At 61.3% G+C, this 15,764-nt stretch carries 20 protein-coding genes; 6 read left to right on the top strand and 14 right to left on the bottom strand.

Features of this window, described 5'->3' with window-relative positions; genetic code table 11:
* Positions 1-89 precede the first annotated feature (89 nt).
* Together rclC (B5527_RS07165) and B5527_RS45235 are read right to left on the bottom strand one after the other, a co-directional pair.
* Positions 90-716, bottom strand: coding sequence for a reactive chlorine resistance membrane protein RclC (rclC, locus tag B5527_RS07165; protein ID WP_079600673.1), 627 nt, complete (start codon positions 714-716; stop codon positions 90-92).
* Between the two features lie 9 nt (positions 717-725).
* Entirely contained in the window at positions 726-1,058 is a 333-nt protein-coding gene (locus B5527_RS45235) for a hypothetical protein (protein ID WP_172842420.1), read from the bottom strand.
* Between B5527_RS45235 and B5527_RS47545 the strand changes: the two genes are divergently transcribed.
* Positions 972-1,244, top strand: coding sequence for a helix-turn-helix domain-containing protein (locus B5527_RS47545; RefSeq protein ID WP_079600672.1), 273 nt, complete (start codon positions 972-974; stop codon positions 1,242-1,244). The two genes, B5527_RS45235 and B5527_RS47545, sit on opposite strands and share 87 nt — an antisense overlap.
* A 136-nt stretch (positions 1,245-1,380) precedes the next feature.
* On the opposite strand, the gene B5527_RS07155 is transcribed toward B5527_RS47545, so the two are convergent.
* The 7 genes from B5527_RS07155 to B5527_RS46135 all read right to left on the bottom strand — a co-directional run bounded on the left by B5527_RS07155 (position 1,381) and on the right by B5527_RS46135 (position 5,800).
* Positions 1,381-1,821: a DUF983 domain-containing protein gene (locus B5527_RS07155; RefSeq protein ID WP_079600671.1), complete on the bottom strand. Its 441-nt coding sequence runs from the start codon at positions 1,819-1,821 to the stop codon at positions 1,381-1,383.
* 29 nt (positions 1,822-1,850) lie between these two features.
* Positions 1,851-2,264, bottom strand: coding sequence for a DUF302 domain-containing protein (locus B5527_RS07150; protein ID WP_079600670.1), 414 nt, complete (start codon positions 2,262-2,264; stop codon positions 1,851-1,853).
* A 122-nt stretch (positions 2,265-2,386) separates the two neighbouring features.
* Positions 2,387-2,926, bottom strand: a complete 540-nt coding sequence (locus B5527_RS07145) for a c-type cytochrome (protein WP_079600669.1) — start codon at positions 2,924-2,926, stop codon at positions 2,387-2,389.
* A complete protein-coding gene (gene soxC / locus B5527_RS07140) occupies positions 2,913-4,187 on the bottom strand; it encodes a sulfite dehydrogenase (protein ID WP_079600668.1) in 1,275 nt (424 codons plus the stop codon). Before soxC ends, B5527_RS07145 begins: the two co-directional genes overlap by 14 nt.
* Positions 4,188-4,297: 110 nt before the next feature.
* Entirely contained in the window at positions 4,298-4,984 is a 687-nt protein-coding gene (rclC, locus tag B5527_RS07135; protein ID WP_079600667.1) for a reactive chlorine resistance membrane protein RclC, read from the bottom strand.
* A gap of 9 nt (positions 4,985-4,993) precedes the next feature.
* Positions 4,994-5,353 carry a carboxymuconolactone decarboxylase family protein gene (locus B5527_RS07130; protein WP_197689277.1) on the bottom strand — a complete coding sequence of 120 codons (360 nt, stop codon included), beginning with the start codon at positions 5,351-5,353 and terminating at the stop codon, positions 4,994-4,996.
* A 57-nt stretch (positions 5,354-5,410) separates the two neighbouring features.
* Positions 5,411-5,800, bottom strand: a complete 390-nt coding sequence (locus tag B5527_RS46135; protein ID WP_245332818.1) for a hypothetical protein — start codon at positions 5,798-5,800, stop codon at positions 5,411-5,413.
* Here B5527_RS46135 and B5527_RS07125 point away from each other — a divergent pair.
* Positions 5,738-6,625 carry an AraC family transcriptional regulator gene (locus tag B5527_RS07125; RefSeq protein WP_245332704.1) on the top strand — a complete coding sequence of 296 codons (888 nt, stop codon included), beginning with the start codon at positions 5,738-5,740 and terminating at the stop codon, positions 6,623-6,625. The genes B5527_RS46135 and B5527_RS07125 overlap by 63 nt on opposite strands.
* 162 nt (positions 6,626-6,787) lie before the next feature.
* On the opposite strand, the gene B5527_RS07120 is transcribed toward B5527_RS07125, so the two are convergent.
* Positions 6,788-7,456: a hypothetical protein gene (locus tag B5527_RS07120; RefSeq protein WP_079600665.1), complete on the bottom strand. Its 669-nt coding sequence runs from the start codon at positions 7,454-7,456 to the stop codon at positions 6,788-6,790.
* A 202-nt stretch (positions 7,457-7,658) separates the two neighbouring features.
* The gene (locus B5527_RS07115) at positions 7,659-8,048 is read right to left on the bottom strand and encodes a tautomerase family protein (protein WP_079600664.1); all 390 of its coding nucleotides are present in this window, start codon (positions 8,046-8,048) and stop codon (positions 7,659-7,661) included.
* Between the two features lie 80 nt (positions 8,049-8,128).
* Between B5527_RS07115 and B5527_RS07110 the strand changes: the two genes are divergently transcribed.
* Together B5527_RS07110 and B5527_RS07105 are read left to right on the top strand one after the other, a co-directional pair.
* On the top strand, positions 8,129-9,169 hold the full coding sequence (locus B5527_RS07110; RefSeq protein ID WP_154072064.1) for a LysR family transcriptional regulator: 1,041 nt from the start codon (positions 8,129-8,131) through the stop codon (positions 9,167-9,169).
* 457 nt (positions 9,170-9,626) lie between these two features.
* A complete protein-coding gene (locus tag B5527_RS07105) occupies positions 9,627-10,517 on the top strand; it encodes an ABC transporter substrate-binding protein (protein WP_245332703.1) in 891 nt (296 codons plus the stop codon).
* Between the two features lie 144 nt (positions 10,518-10,661).
* Here the strand turns inward: B5527_RS07105 and B5527_RS07100 are convergent, their stop codons facing one another.
* Entirely contained in the window at positions 10,662-12,077 is a 1,416-nt protein-coding gene (locus tag B5527_RS07100) for a dihydrolipoyl dehydrogenase family protein (RefSeq protein WP_079600661.1), read from the bottom strand.
* 376 nt (positions 12,078-12,453) lie between these two features.
* Entirely contained in the window at positions 12,454-12,768 is a 315-nt protein-coding gene (locus B5527_RS07095) for a hypothetical protein (RefSeq protein ID WP_079600660.1), read from the bottom strand.
* 15 nt (positions 12,769-12,783) lie between these two features.
* Between B5527_RS07095 and B5527_RS07090 the strand changes: the two genes are divergently transcribed.
* On the top strand, positions 12,784-13,470 hold the full coding sequence (locus B5527_RS07090) for a glutathione S-transferase family protein (RefSeq protein ID WP_079600659.1): 687 nt from the start codon (positions 12,784-12,786) through the stop codon (positions 13,468-13,470).
* Between the two features lie 138 nt (positions 13,471-13,608).
* Here the strand turns inward: B5527_RS07090 and B5527_RS07085 are convergent, their stop codons facing one another.
* Complete coding sequence (locus tag B5527_RS07085; RefSeq protein ID WP_079600658.1) at positions 13,609-14,235, bottom strand: glutathione S-transferase family protein; 627 nt, start codon at positions 14,233-14,235, stop codon at positions 13,609-13,611.
* A gap of 143 nt (positions 14,236-14,378) precedes the next feature.
* Here B5527_RS07085 and B5527_RS07080 point away from each other — a divergent pair, with 143 nt between their 5' ends.
* The gene (locus B5527_RS07080; protein WP_079600657.1) at positions 14,379-15,644 is read left to right on the top strand and encodes a flavin-dependent oxidoreductase; all 1,266 of its coding nucleotides are present in this window, start codon (positions 14,379-14,381) and stop codon (positions 15,642-15,644) included.
* Positions 15,645-15,764 lie beyond the last annotated feature (120 nt).

The raw sequence follows: 15,764 nt of genomic DNA, 5'->3' as shown, positions 1-15,764 counted from the left end.
TTTTCAAGCAGGCGGATCATGTCGCCTATTGGCAGATACTGTTCCAGACTGTTTCCGATGCCGCAGGTTCCGGGGGCAACCGGCTGCGCTCATTCGGCCGGGACAATGGAGGTCTTGCCGGCCGTCATCGTCTGAAGTCTGGCGTAAGGGCGCGCCTCAAGGAAGGCGCGGGCGCTGTCGGCCATGATCAGCAGGCCGCCAGCCAGCAGCATGACATCCTTCAGCACGAGTCGCCCACCGCCTGACAGATAAGGGAAGCCGTGCTGCGCATCGCCAAGCGCGGCGACCCACGCGTCTGGCGTCGTGATCAGGAAAGACAACGTCACGAACGGCGTCAGGAACGAGAGCGTCGCGCCCACAATGCCCCATCGGCGCGAGAACACGCCCAGCAGCGTCAGCAGGCCGATCGTTATCTCCACGGTTCCGAGGCCGTCGGAATAGCCGTAGGTGTTATTCGCGGTCTGCCAGGCCCGCTCGGCCGGCTTCAACTCGCCCTCGCGCGTGAGGTGCGCCTTGTACTCGGCCGGATGCTCGTAGAAGAACGACATAAACGGGCTGTTGGCGACGAAGGGCGTAATGCTGTCGGCTTCATAGGGCGCGAATTTGAGCGCGCCGATCCACAGGAAGACGATCGCGATGGCGACGCGCATCAGCGGGATGCCAACCCGATCGGAATGAGCGATCCAGGAAAGCGGCAGACGAAGATAGTTGATCATGAGTTCTCCTCAAGCGTTGGGATTGATTTCGGCGGCGGCGTCGAATGCCTCGGGGCCGCCGCGGTATGCATCGTGATGCAGCCGTCGCAGTGCAGCCGTGAACGGGACAACCCCAGACCTGCAAGGGCGCCGCTGATGAATGTTTTCTTCATCGCGTATTCGTGATCGTTGTGTTTCTGAACTGCCAGGCATGCGCATTACATTCTCTTCATTCATTCGATGCTTTGAGAAATCGGGGCGAACGGGAAATTGGCGATGCTCTCGCGGCGCAAAACCTATGCCGGCCGGATCAAACATCCAGACGACGCGACTGAGCCTGTTACTCTCGACCTGGCCCGCCATCGCCTCGGCTCGACAACTGGAACCCTGGCGCAGGTGGCGGCAGCGGTCGGCTACGACTCCGAGAGCGCATTCGCGCGCGCGTTTCGGAAACGTTACGGGATTTCGCCCGGTAGACTCCGCGCCCGTCATGACGGGCGATCGCGAGTAAGAAATGACATCCAATCGGCCTCAGACGCTCAGACCTGATCAGGCCGGATGTCTCGGACTATCCGGGAATGACCGTTTCTGGCGCAAAGGGGGACAAGAGCCGTCCCCGCGCCGCAGACCGCTTCGTGGGATGCCGCCTGCGATCGACGGCGGCTCGCACCAAGCATTTGAGAACCTAAGCCGGCGGAATCCCCTTAGGTGCATTGTCGTCAAAGCCGTGCATGCGCAACGCCCATTGCAGCCCGACGACTGCGCCTTTCACCGGTTGCAGCAATGCCAGCGACAAGACCACCGTCAGCGGCAGATAGATCGCAAGTTGCAGCCCCACCGGGGGCGAGTAATCCGTTTCGATCAGAAGCGCGGTCGGAACCACGATATGGCCGACGATGACGATGACGAGATAGGCCGGCAGATCGTCGGCGCGGTGCGGCGTGAAATCGAGCCCGCACACGGAGCAACGATTGTCGACCTTCAGAAAAGCACGGAACAGCCTGCCTTCGCCGCAGCGCGGGCAACGGCCGCGAAACCCGCGCTTCAAGGACGACCAAAGATCGCGTTTTTCGACCGCGCCGGTTTCGCGGGTCCAGATCTTGTTGGTGGGGCTCATGGTCTCCATGACTTGGCTCTCTTCGAATTGCCGGGCTGTTACTTCTTGGGCGCGGCGGATGTAGCCTCGGCAGCGATTGCGTTGAGCGCGCCGGTCATGGTCCGAACCGCAGCTTGCATGCCGGCCGGTCCCGCGTGGCGCTGCGCGATCCAGGCGGGATCGTTGTAGGACAGCCAGACATGGCCTTCGGCGTCCTCCCAAACCAGGGCCTTCAACGGCAGGTCGATGCCGATGGTCTGTGCCGATTGCATCAGAGGTGTGCCGCCTTTCGGGCTGCCGAAGATCAAGAGGTCCGTGGGACGCAAGGCCATGCCAACCTCGGCGGCCCCGGCCGCATGGTCGATATGGGCGAAGACCGTCATGCCTTTCGATCTGACGGCGGTCTCGAGCCGCTGCATGGTATCCTTCGGCGTGTATTGGCTTTGGATTGTGATCAGTCCGTCTCTATCCATGGCTTTCGCTCCAACCGTTACCGATAACGCAAGGACCGGCACTGCAAGGACCGCAACAGCCTTTTGCGCCCATCGTCGTTTTGCGGGCAATGATGGTTCGTGTTGCAGAAATCCAGTTCCGATCACTTCGGCACCGGCACTTTGCTGAACTCCGGATCGGGAATGAAACCGTCGCGATTGGGCATCTTCACCTTTGGCAGCGTCTCCTTGTCGAGCTTGCCGTCCGGCGGCAGAATTCCGTTCAAGCTCAGGAGGTATGCCGTTAGCGCGTAGTAGTCGTCGACGCTGAGCGATCCCGGCGCCTGGTAGGGCATCGCGCGGTGGATGTAGTCGAATAACGTGGTGGCGTAGGGCCAGAAGCTTCCGACCGTCCTGATCGGATGATCGGAGGTGAGCGTGCCCTGACCGCCGACCAGGCGATCCTTGATGCCGCCCTGGCCCTTGTCGCCATGGCAGGCCGCGCAGTTCTCCGCGAAAATCTCCTTACCGTGTGCCGCCGTGCCACTGCCATCGGGCAAGCCCGTGCCGTCGGGTCGCACGTCGAGGTTCCACAGCTTGATTTCGTCGGGGTTCGCGGGACGTCCGAAATCGAAGGCGTAAGCCGGAAGTACGAGGAGCGCGGCAGCTACCGCACCCGCAAAGAGCTGCTTAGGCGAGAACATTGCTGACTCTCCCGCTGGCGTCGATTGCCCAGGTTTGCTGGGCGTTGTAGTGGAACAGCGCGTTAGTGCCCATTTGAGCGATGAACGATTTGCGGTCGGGCTGGACGTTGCCCTTGTCGTCGGTCGAGCGGCTAACGATCTTTGTGGGCTTGCCGTCCCAGGTCCAATCGAGCTGGAATCTTGTCTGCGCTTTCGGCAGCACGGGATAGTTCAATTCGGCCTGCTTCCAGGTTCTGCCTTCATCCGTGCTGATTTCAACCTTCGCGATCTTGCCGTGGCCGCTCCAGGCTAGACCCGTGATGCGGTGATAGCCGGGGCGTATCTCCATCATTCCCGATGGCGATGTGATGACGGAATTCGTCTCCATCCTGAGTTGGAATTGCATGGCCTTGCCGTTCGCAAGGAGCTGCGTGTAGCGGTCCGTTTCCCACCGCGTCATCCAGGGCTGGTCGCCGAATTTCAGCCGACGCAGCCATTTGATATTCAGATTGCCTTCGAAGCCCGGCATGATGAGACGGATCGGAAAGCCGTGGGCCGGCCGCAACGGCTCGCCGTTCTGGCCGTATGCGATGAAGGCCTCGTCCGTAATCTCCTCGGTGAGCGGAATACTCCGATCAACGCCGGCTGCGTCGGCGCCTTCCGCCAGCATCCAGGTGGATCGGCGGTCCTTCCCGACGAGATCGATGAGAAAGCGAAGCGGAACGCCGGTCCACTCATTGGTGCTCACAAGACCGTGAGTGTTTTGGACCGTGACATTGGGGTCCGCCTTTTTCCAGTTTTCCCAGCCGTTACCGGTGCATTCGATGAAGACCGTGCGGGTGGTCGAGGGCATCCGCATGAGATCATCAACAGTGAACACGAGTTGCTTGCGCGTCATGCCGTGGACCAGCAAGCGGTGCTTCGCCGGATCTAGATCGGGATTGCCAGAATGGCTCCGTTCGTAATGCAGATCGGTGGGCGTGATAGTCCCGACCAGCTTGCCGAGTGGCGCTTTCGAATTGATCGCATCGCTTGGATCGACGTTGCGCTTCCCCGGTCCTGCCTCCGGAAGCATGGCGAGGTGAACAAACTTCGATCGCTCGCCGTGCCCCGAGAGATCGGCACCCACCTCGCGCGGCGGCACATCGGCAAGCGTGTCGGCAACCGCGCGTCCTGTAACGACAGTCCCGGCCACGCCCGCGGATGCGACCGTCAGGAATTTCCTGCGGGAGAAAGCATCTTCTCCGGATAGTTCTGTCACGTTTTCGTTTCTTGACGTCATGCGACCGGCTCCTTTGATGTGGTCTTCCGAAGCTTGGATTTCGGCGGCGCCAAGGACTCAATATGGGCCTTGCCGCCGGGCCGTAAGCTGCGTCTATCGTCCTTCGTAGCTCAGAACGGCTGATAATCTGGTGGCTCCACAGAGGGCTCTTTGTAGAACACTAGAACCGATGCCGGTCCGGCTGAATGACCGAGCGGCTCAATCTGTTGTCCTATCGGCGCAACCTGCGTCGGCGCCTCAAGGAAGGCGCGGGCGCTTTCGGCCATGATCAGCAGGCCGCCGGCCAGCAGCATGACATCCTTCAGCACGAGTCGCCCACCGCCTGACAGATAAGGGAAGCCGTGCTGCGCATCGCCAAGCGCGGCGACCCACGCGTCTGGCGTCGTGATCAGGAAAGACAACGTCACGAACGGCGTCAGGAACGAGAGCGTCGCGCCCACAATGCCCCATCGGCGCGAGAACACGCCCAGCAGCGTCAGCAGGCCGATCGTTATCTCCACGGTTCCGAGGCCGTCGGAATAGCCGTAGGTGTTATTCGCGGTCTGCCAGGCCCGCTCGGCCGGCTTCAACTCGCCCTCGCGCGTGAGGTGCGCCTTGTACTCGGCCGGATGCTCGTAGAAGAACGACATAAACGGGCTGTTGGCGACGAAGGGCGTAATGCTGTCGGCTTCATAGGGCGCGAATTTGAGCGCGCCGATCCACAGGAAGACGATCGCGATGGCGACGCGCATCAGCGGGATGCCAACCCGATCGGAATGAGCGATCCAGGAAAGCGGCAGACGAAGATAGTTGATCATGAGTTCTCCTCAGGCGTTGGGGTTGATTTCGGCGGCGGCGTCGAATGCGTCGAGCGCGCGGGTGGAATAGACGACGGCCGCGCCGGCATTGACGGAGACCGCAACACCCAGCACTTCGGCTATCTCTTCCCTGGTCGCACCCCGTTCCCGGGCCGCCGCGGTATGTACCGTGATGCAGCCGTCGCAGCGCAGGGTGATGGCGACCGCAAGCGCGACGAGTTCGCGGGTCTTTTCATCGAGGTGACCGGCCTTCTGGCCGGCCCGGCTCAGGGTGGTGTAGCCCTTGATGATATCGGGGTTGAGCTTGCCGAAGCCGCCGACCCCGGCGACAAGCTGCCGCCGATATGTATTCCAATCCAGCATGTGCATAACGCTCTCCTATTCGATGCGATGTGAAACGCGGAATGAATGGTCGATTGACTGTGTTCAGCGCTCCGCGTTGCGCGCCGAGGCGCGAGCGGGATAAGCCAGGACCGGCAATGCAAGGGCGCCGCCGATGAATGTTTTCTTGATCGCGTATTCGTGATCGTTGCGCGTCTGAACTCCGCGCTTGGGTTGGCGCATCCGCATTACATTCTCCTCATTCATTCGATGCTTTGAGAAATTGGGGCGAACGGGGAATTGGCGATGCTCTCGCGGCGCAAAACCTATGCCGGCCGGATCAAACATCCAGACGACGCGACTGAGCCTGTTACTCTCGACCCGCTCGGTGCGATTGCTCCCCTGTTCCGGGCGCGCCCGGAAATTCAGGATGTGTGCCGATTTGCCTTGCAATGGGAGGTCGTGCACGAAGCGGAGCCGGCGGGCTTCGCTCAATTTCACATCGTGACCAACGGAAATTGCCTGCTGGAGCGGTATTCCGGGGAAACGTTCAAGCTGGAAGCCGGCAGCATCCTCCTGCTCCCGCAGGGCGACCCCCACGTCGTGCGATCGGCGAGCCGTGGCGGAAGCCCCGGAGCGCCGATCAGAACCGAATACAACAACGCGATCAGGATCAAGACCAACACCCGCGGCGCGAGCGACACCGAGATGATCTGCGGCCGGCTGCGGTTGGATGGGGCCATGGATAGCCTTGTCACTGCCGCGTTGCCAAAGGCGATCGTGCTCAGGGTCGGCAGAGGGGATCTGTTCGCCCGGATGCGGATGCTGGTGCAGGCGATCGATGAGGAACTGCAGGCCGCGCGTCCGGGCGCAGCGACGATTGCCACTGAGCTTGCCACCGCTCTCTTCGTGATGATGCTTCGCCTGCATTTCGAACAATCGGCGGCATCGAGCGGCATAATGCGGCTGCTCGCATCGTCGTCTTCGGCCAGAGCCGTCACCGCCATGTTGAGAGCTCCCGCGCATCCATGGACGCTGGATGAGCTTGCGGCGGAAGCGCATGTTTCGCGCGCGACCCTGGTTCGGATCTTCCGCAGGGAGGGGGATATTCCGCCGCTCGGCTTCCTGAGCGAGTTGCGGCTTGGTCTGGCACACCATCGCCTCGGCTCGACAACTGGAACCCTGGCGAAGGTGGCGGCAGCGGTCGGCTACGACTCCGAGAGCGCATTCGTGCGCGCGTTTCGGAGACGTTACGGGATTTCGCCCGGTAGACTCCGCGCAAACGCACCTTTGACACCGATGAGCGACAGATACCAATGAGGTTCAGTCGGCCGGTACTGTTCTGTCCGCTCGAAGACGGCAAGTCACGTCGGCTTGTCTCTCTCGAGTGATGCTCTCTGCAACGACCACCTCAAGCCGCCGATCGTCGCCGTGCCCCCCGCGGAAGCCAGAGCGCTGCGCCAAGTCCGTCGCAAGGAAGCCCTATTTCGCCGGCTCCTCCTTGATCCTGTCGCCGCCCTTTGCAACGGGAATGACCCAGATCGGCGTCGCTACATCCGCGGAACTGAGGAGCGATGTATAGGGCTGGTTATTGGAGAGATCCTGATTGATGCCCCGGAGCGCGTCCTTGGCTGAGTCAGGAAGCACCATCATCACATGCGGGCCGACAGTGAACCATTCTTTGACCTGGCTGGGGTCCTTTGCCGGAGTTGCGCCCTGTCCCTGCCTCGCCTCGCCCATCAACATGTATGACAGTCCAACGCGATCGATGTCCGGCTTCTTCCCGGCCAGAGTCGCATCGAGCCATTTCATCATAGTCTCGTCCACGCACATCGGGTCGTGCTGAGGCCTTCCGGGAACGTCGCGCATGCATGTCCAACCATTGGTGCCCTCGCGAAGCACCCTGCCCTGAGACATTCCATGCTTCGGATTCGCGGGCCAATCAATCACGGTTGCGTGGTCCGTGATGCTGGCGGGGCCCGCACTCAGCGCGTTCGCAATTTTCCATTGGTCAGAGTGCGCCGACGTGGTGAATGTGCCTGATGGCAACAGGGCCGTCGCCGAAGAAAGGTCTTCCCGATCGTCGCCAGCCAGGGCGATCGAGGAGATCGCGGCAAACCCAATCGCGGCATAAAGGACACTCTTGATCATGAGAACCTCCTTGTTTCCTGTTGCGTTTGGCGGTCGCAGGAGCGGTCGCCCGACGCGTGCTCGCCTCGTTATCTGTGAATGCGGGTCCGATAGTCTGCGCAAACGCCGACGTTTAAGCAGGAATGCCAGAAGCTCGGCGCGTACCGCGTCTGACAGTTCTTCCGTGTGGTTACTTCTACGAATGGCATGGACGCGTTGCGATCTACTTCGGCGCGTACTGCATGTCGCCATTGCCGAACGACCAGTCCTCGCGCCCATCATCCACCAGGTTGATCCAGACGTCCTGTTTGCGGACGCCGGCCTTCGCGTGAATTTCGTCGGCAATGCGCCGGTAGAATTGCTTCTTGACGTCGGTCGAGCGGCCGCCGACCCAGGTCACCTGGATCATGATGAGGTCCGGCGAGTATTGGACACCAAGATAGCCCTCCTCCGGATAGATGATCTCGTCCGCGCTGTGGCGAGTCACGATCTGGAACTTGTCGTTGACCGGCACATTCGCAATTTCGATCATCGCGCCGTAGACGGCTTGGCTGACGATTCGAACGCGCTCGGCAGACGCGTCCTTGTTGAGGTCGATTCTGACGAGTGGCATCGGATGCTCCTTTCAGTTTAACAATCCTCTGATGGCCAGCTTTTGCTTTGGCGGTGCGCGCTTCGCCGTCTTGGACTCATGTGCTTATTGAAAAGCAATATGTGAAATCGTATGTTTTGATAGATTGGATAAACACGGTTTATAGTATGGAACTCTACCAGATCCGGCACTTTGCCGCGGTCGCGGAGACCGGCAGTTTCACGAAGGCAGCCGTCAGGGCCGCCGTATCGCAGCCCGCGCTCTCCGCTTCGATAGCCAAGCTGGAAGAGGAGCTTGGGGTGAAGCTGTTCCACCGATCACCGAAGTCGGTCACCCTCACCCCGGCGGGTCGTCGGTTTCAGATGACCGCGCAGGAGGTTCTGGGTTCTTGCAACAAGGTGAAGGCTGAGCTTCGGGCAAGTGTCGCCGACCGGCCGCTCCGAATTGGCGTACTGCGCACGTTGCCATCCGTGCATCTCGCGCGGCTCATAGAGACCTTACAGGGCGAACTGCCGGAAACGCGGATCGAACTCGTCGATGGAACGCGAGAACAGCTGCATGCGCAACTCGCAGCCCGAAAGTTGCTGGCATGTATCTCCATAAAAGCAGGGAGCGAGCCGGGACAGCGCTCTGTCGAGCTACTGAGGGAAGACTATGGACTGGTGGTTGGCCTCAACCATCGCTTTGCTTCTTACGAAGGCGTTCAATTGTCCGACCTCAACGGAGAGCGCTTCATCGTTCGAACTCATTGTGAAACCTTCGCCAACACCACGAAGCTTTTGGCGGACCGCGGAATACGCTGTCAGGTAGTCTACAGGACGGATCAGGACGATCGTGCTCTCGCATTGGTAGGGGCCGGCATGGGCGTCGCGCTGATGCCTGCAATTTTCGATGCGCCCAACGTGAAGAAAGTCCCGGTTCGCGATTTCGACGCAAAGCGCGTAATCTCCCTGCACTGGAACGAGGATGTCGCGGACGATCGACTCGATCGGGTCGTTGCCTTTGCCACCACGCACAACTGGGCATCATCCGATCGGGAAAGCGCAGCTTCGTCACGACCGGGCGTCGTCATGAGTTCGATGCGGAAATCCACGGGATCGACGGTCAGCGGCCGGAAGCCTCGGCAGGCGTCCGGTCGTTAGCCCATTCGCTCCCGCAAACCTGAACAGCAGCTTTTGGCAGTCCGGATTTCCTGTCCCGGGCTGTAGCCGCGAGCGGCCATCTTGACCACGCGACCAAGCGCGCCCGCCGTCGCGGTTGCCGTCATCAACTCCCGCAGCTGAGCCATGTCTGTTGTCGGCCCACGCGGACTCCTATCCCGCCCACATCGCCGTCCCATAACGGACATGGCCGGACTTGCTGCGGTATCGACCCGACCTTGAACGACCCATTGCGTTAGAGGGCAGCCAACAACTATTTCATTCCGAAAGGCCCCAACGCCTTCCAGATCTTGAGTTTAGATAGTTAACTGCCGCATTCGGGTCTTGGGGGGCGCGCATGCGACGCAGGGAGTTTATTGTACTTTCAGGCAGTGCGGCTGCGTGGCCGCTCGCTGCGCGCGCGCAACAGTCCGGCGACATGCGTCGCGTTTGCGTGCTGATGGGAATTGCTGAAAGCGATCCAGCACAGCGATCGCTCGTGTCAGCATTTACTCAGGGGCTGCAAGGCCTGGGCTGGGTCCCAGGACGCAATATCCGGATCGACTATCGCTGGGGCGCGGGCGACGCAGATAAGATCCAGAGCTTCGCGCGCGAGTTCGTCGAGCAGAAGCCCGATCTTATAATCGGTCACACATCACCTGTTGTCGCCGCCCTTAAGCAGCTGACCAGCACGATATCGATCGTGTTCACACAAGTCTCCGATCCGGTCGGAAGCCATTTCGTCGACGGACTGGCCCGCCCCGGCGGCAACATTACGGGTTTCACAAACCTCGAAGCCTCCATGGGGTCCAAATTGATGGAACTGCTGAAGGAGGTCGCGCCCCAGACGAGCCGTATCGCGCTAATGTTCAATCCGGCGACGTCCCCTGACGGAGGGTCATATTTCTTGAGGCCGGTCGAGGTAGCCGCCCCCAAGTTGAAGCTGGTGATGCTGGCCGCGCCTGTTCACAGCCCCGCCGAGATCGAGTCCACTATGGTATCGCTGGCGCGCGAGCCGAACAGCGGCCTGATTGTTATGCCGGATATTTTCATACTGGCCCACCGCGAGCAGATCATTGCGCTGGCCGATCGGTATCGCTTGCCGGCGGCCTACGCATATCGGTTGTTCCCGGCGAGCGGTGGGCTGATGTCCTATGGGACTGATCTTGTCGATCTGTTTCGCCGCGCGGCTCCATATGTCGACCGCATCCTCAAGGGCGAGAAGCCGGCTGATCTCCCGGTGCAGACGCCCACCAAGTACGAGCTCGTGATCAATCTTAAAACGGCGAAGGCACTAGGCGTCACGGTACCGCCATCGCTGCTCGCCCGCGTTGACGAGGTGATCGAATAGAGCGGCTGTTTGCTGCGGTGCATGAATTCGTTCGCGGCGCATCGCGTCATTTGGCTGCGCCGCGATCGCACGCGCCACCGACACCGCAGTGAGTCGCCGCCCACGCCGATCCAAAGCACAGCGCGATGGAGACCAGGACATCAACTAAGCCGTTTTCGACATACCCTGTTGGCGACGCGGTACCTGCGAGAACAGCGAGCTGAGCCCCTCGGCCATCGTCGGGTGCGCGAAGGGGGCATCGGCAAGCCTCGAATATGAAAGACCGGCCAACATGGCCGTGTGCACCGCAGCCAGAACTTCTCCCGCCTCGGCGCCTATCATTACGAAACCGAGAATGCGATCGTCATTCGCGGCGATCAGCGCCTTCATGAAGCCTTGCCTCTCGTCGGTGGCCTGCGCACGCAACACGGCATCCATCGGCAGCTTCACAACGCGTGCCGCGATTCCGCGACGCTCGGCTTCGCCTTCACTAAGCCCCACGCGGGCGAGCGGAGGATCTGTAAACATACAGTAAGGAACGATTCGATCGCGCGTGCTGCGCGCGTTTCCGGCGAGATTGTCGCGGACGATGCGAAAATCATCTTCGGATATGTGCGTGAATTGTGGGCTGCCCGCGCATTCCCCCAGGGCCCAGACATTCGGGGCGCTGGTCTCGAGGCGCTCATTGACGCGAATGTAACCACGATCGTCCAACTCGATCCCAGTCTCCTTAAGTCCGATTCCACCGGTGTTGGGAACACGCCCGGCTGCCACCAGGATGTCGCTGCCCTCTATGGTTCGTTCGCCGGAACGGGTGCGCACGACAAGACTGACCTTCTCTCCGGATCGCCCGCGTACCTGGAGCAGTTCGGCTCCCGCCACGATTTCAATTCCCTCGTCGCTCAGAAGCCGGTGCACCTCCTGTGCAACGTCCAAATCCTCTCGAGCCATAATCTGAGGGCCAGCCTCAATGACGGTCACCTCGCTGCCAAAGCGACGGAAAGCCTGTGCAAATTCGAGGCCGGAATAGCCGCCGCCGATGACGAGCAGATGCGACGGCAAATAGTCGAGCTCCAGAGCCTCGATATGCGTCAGCGGCCGGGCGGCATCGAGGCCGGAAACGTTCGGAAGGGCCGCGTGCGTTCCGAGGTTGAGGAATACCGTGTCCGCCGAAAGCACGCGTGTGCCTCCGTCATTCAGGGTAACCTCAAGCGTTTTCGGCCCCGCGAAACGCCCAGCTCCCATGATCAGTTCCGCACCGCTTGCCTTGTATAGCTGCAGGTGCTTCGTAACCTGTCGGTCAACCATCTCCCGCTTCCGCTTGCGAACCGCACTCATGTCGACCGCCACCGGGCCGGCGGTGGTCCCGAACTGCGCGGCATTACGTGTCAAGTACGCAACCCTGGCGCCCGAAATTTCATTCTTGCTGGGCATGCAGGCGATGTTGGGACAGGAGCCTCCAATCCACCGCCGCTCCACGACGGCAGTTCGTCGTCCCGACTGAGCCATGTGCCATGCGATCAGCTTGCCGCCTGCCCCACTGCCGACGACGAGAACTTCAAACTGCTCTGCTTGGGACATAGGCTTTCTCCGTGTTGTGGGTTTCGTGGCTTCGGAGTGAACAGGTGAGCCGGCAGCATCGGAATAGAAGCGGCCTTTCCACCACTCTCCGATTTCCAACCAAGTGCGCTGCTACTTTCGGGCCTCCATCTCACCATCGACGACATCAGCCGCCGCGACAGAGCGGCTCTCGTCCGGTACCAGGAAGGGCGCGACACCACCCGCATCATGAGCCCGGCTCATTCCGCCGAGTGGGATCATCGAAAAATCGACACCAAATGTGGTTGAACAAAGACAGTGGCGCAGGCAGATCGTTCAACGACATAATTATCAAGGCCTTCGACAGCATTGCCCTCAAGCCGAAGTGATTTGCCCGCCGCAAGTATCAGCCGTCGGATTACTTCGCGGCGGGCGGCAGGAGCGTGTGGTCGATCAGGGACTGCAGCGCGTTGCGGAACGAGTCCTCGGTGACAATCGTCTTTGTGAACCCCGCGGCACGAATGTGCGGTCTTCCGGAGCAGGAGACGATCCAACCCCGGTGGAAGCCGATCGTTTGCGATTTTGCCGGGTTTTCCTGACATTCCGCCGGCAGCGCAGCCCTCCGCGCGTGCTGCCTCACGAAGTCTTCGGTTGCGCTTCCCCGGGAACCGAAGCAAAGAAAAAGCGCTGCCACCCGCGACGTCCGCTTTGCGTTGCTGTTTTTGCCGTCCAATCCCCGGAGACCCCAATGCTGAAATTTTATTTCAACGGCGCGCCGAACCCCAACAAGGTCGCGCTGTTTCTGGAAGAGTCCGGCCTGCCCTACGAGCTGGTGCCGGTCGATACCCGCAAGGGCGACCAGTTCAAGCCGGAATTTCTCGCCGTCAATCCGAACGGCAAGGTGCCGGCGATCGACGATGACGGCGTGTTCGTGTTCGACAGCAACGCGATCCTGCTTTACCTCGCCGAGAAGACCGGCAAATTCCTGCCTCCCAGCACGCCGAAAAACCGCGCGCAGCTGCTGTCATGGCTGATGTTCGTCGCCAGCGGCGTCGGCCCCTATTCGGGCCAGGCCGTGCATTTCAAGCACGCCGCGCCGAAAGACCTGGAATACGCGCACAACCGCTATCAATACGAGGCGCATCGCCACTACAAGATTCTCGACGACCATCTCGCCAAGAGCCGCAATATGGTCGGCGACACCTACACCATCGTGGACATGGCGTTCTGGGGATGGGCACGGATGGCGCCTTACGTGCTTGGCGATGACGTCTTCACAAAATATCCCAACGTGAAGCGGCTGCTCGATGAGGTCTCGGCAAGGCCCGCCGCAGCGCGCGCGATCGCGCTGAAGGACAAGTTCGTCTTCAAGACCGAGATGGACGACGAGGCCCGCCACATCATGTTCGGCCACCTCAAGACCAAGGCGGCCTGATCCGCCCGCGACGGTGAAACGGCGCCCTTCGCGGGCGCCGTTTTCGTTTCAGTCGTGGGCGCGCCGCGATCGCCTCGATCTCAGCCGTGCCCCAACCTGCTGCAAACCGCAGCGCGAACCGCGACGCGCCGCCTGGGGTCAGGCCGGCATCAGCTCTTTGGCCAAAACTTCGCGCACCGCGGGCCGCTCCGACATGCGCTTGCGGTGATCCATCACCTTCGGCAGGGTTGCAAGATCGACGCTGTCGCCCTCCAGCCAGCCCGCCAGCGTAAACAGATAGGGATCGCAGATCGTATACTGCTCTCCCATCACCCACGGCCCTTTCAGCATATTGCGTTCGATCAGCGCGAAACTGGCGCCGACGCTCTGCGGCACCTTGCGCTTCATATCCGCGAAGGAAGCTTCGTCCGTCGCCCAGCGATGGCCGCGCCCCTTATGGGCATGCGCCACATGCACGGTGGAACAGAGATAGCTGTTGAAGGCCTGCACCTGCGCGAAGGCGAAGGCGTCGTCGAGCGGCGCCAGTTTCGCCTGCGGAAAACTCTGCGCGATGTAAGCGAGCATTGCGGGTGTCTCGGTCAGGATGCCGCGATCCGTCACCAGCGACGGCACCCGCCCCTTGGGATTGATCGCGAGATATTCCGGGCTGGTCTGCTGGTTGGTTTTGAAATCAACCTTCTCGGTCGTGTAGGCAGCACCGGCCTCCTGCAAGGCGATATGGGACGCGAGCGCGCAGGTACCCGGGGCATAATAGAGCTTGAACATTTCCTGATCCTCATTGGGAGCCAGAAGGTTAACGCCGCGCCCTTGCGCCGTCCATCCCTGCGACGCCGGCGACGATCGGCTTTCGCGGTTGCCCGCGGCCGTGTTCCCATGCCATCACCATACCCGTCATCGAGGGGCGTAACATGACCGTTCTTATCGCCGGCGGCGGCATCGGCGGGCTGACGCTGGCGCTTAGCCTGCATCAGATCGGCGTTCCCGCCAGAGTATTTGAAAGCGTGTCCGAACTGAAGCCGCTCGGCGTCGGCATCAACGTGCTGCCGCACGCCGTGCGTGAACTGATCGAACTCGGCCTGCTCGACCGGCTCGACGCGTCAGGCGTGCGCACCAGGGAACTCGCGTATTTTTCCAAGCACGGCAAGCCGATCTGGAGCGAGCCGCGCGGTATCGAGGCCGGCTACAAATGGCCGCAGTTCTCGATCCATCGCGGTACGCTGCAGCAGATCCTGCTCGACGCCGCGACCGAACGGCTGGGCGCGGAGAACATCCTCACCAGCCATCATCTTGCCGGCTGGACCGAGACCCCCGAAGGCGTGCGCGCCGATTTCATCGACAAGGCAACCGGCAAGCCGGCCGGCAGCCATGACGGCCGGCTTCTCATCGCAGCCGACGGCATCCACTCCGCGATCCGCGACAAGCTTTATCCGCAGGAAGGGCCGCAGCTCTGGAATGGGCGCATCCTCTGGCGCGGCATCACCGCGTCGGATGCATTCCTGTCCGGCCGCACCATGATCATGGCCGGCCACGAAATCCTGAAATTCGTCTGCTATCCGATTTCGAAGCAGGCCGACGCGAACGGCAAGTTTTGGATCAATTGGGTCGCCGAGCGGCACATGCCGCCGACCTACCAATGGCGCCGTGAGGACTATAACCGCACCGCGAAACTCGAAGAATTTCTGCCGTGGTTCAAGGACTGGAAATTCGACTGGCTCGACGTGCCCGGCCTGATCGGCAACTGCCCGCACGCCTACGAATATCCGCTGGTCGACCGCGATCCTGTCGCGCAATGGACCTTCGGGCTGACCACGCTGATGGGCGATGCCGCGCATCCGATGTATCCGATCGGCTCCAATGGCGCGTCGCAGGCGATCCTCGACGCCCGCGTTCTCACCCGCGAGATCCTGGCGCACGGCGAGACCCATGCCGCGCTGGTGGCGTACGAGGCGGAACGCCGGCCTGCGACGACCGATCTTGTCATGCTCAACCGCCGCAACGGGCCGGAGCAGGTCATGCAACTGGTCGAGGAGCGCGCGCCTGACGGTTACGACGTCGTCACCGACGTGCTGTCGCAAAAGGAATTGGAAGACATCGCGGCCAACTACAAGCGCGTCGCCGGTTTTCAGGTCGAGGGGTTGAACGCCAAGCCGCCGATCGTGACGATGCCGGGTTAAGCTTGCGGGAGGCATTGAGAGATCGTCATCATCCGCGCAGGCGGATGATCAAGTATTCCGAAACCTATCGATTCAAGCTGGCGCCGCGGAATACTGGATGCCCCGCCTGTGCGGGGCATG

This window comes from Bradyrhizobium erythrophlei (assembly GCF_900129425.1).
Taxonomy (GTDB): domain Bacteria; phylum Pseudomonadota; class Alphaproteobacteria; order Rhizobiales; family Xanthobacteraceae; genus Bradyrhizobium; species Bradyrhizobium erythrophlei_C.
This window is presented reverse-complemented; position numbering and strand designations above follow the sequence as displayed.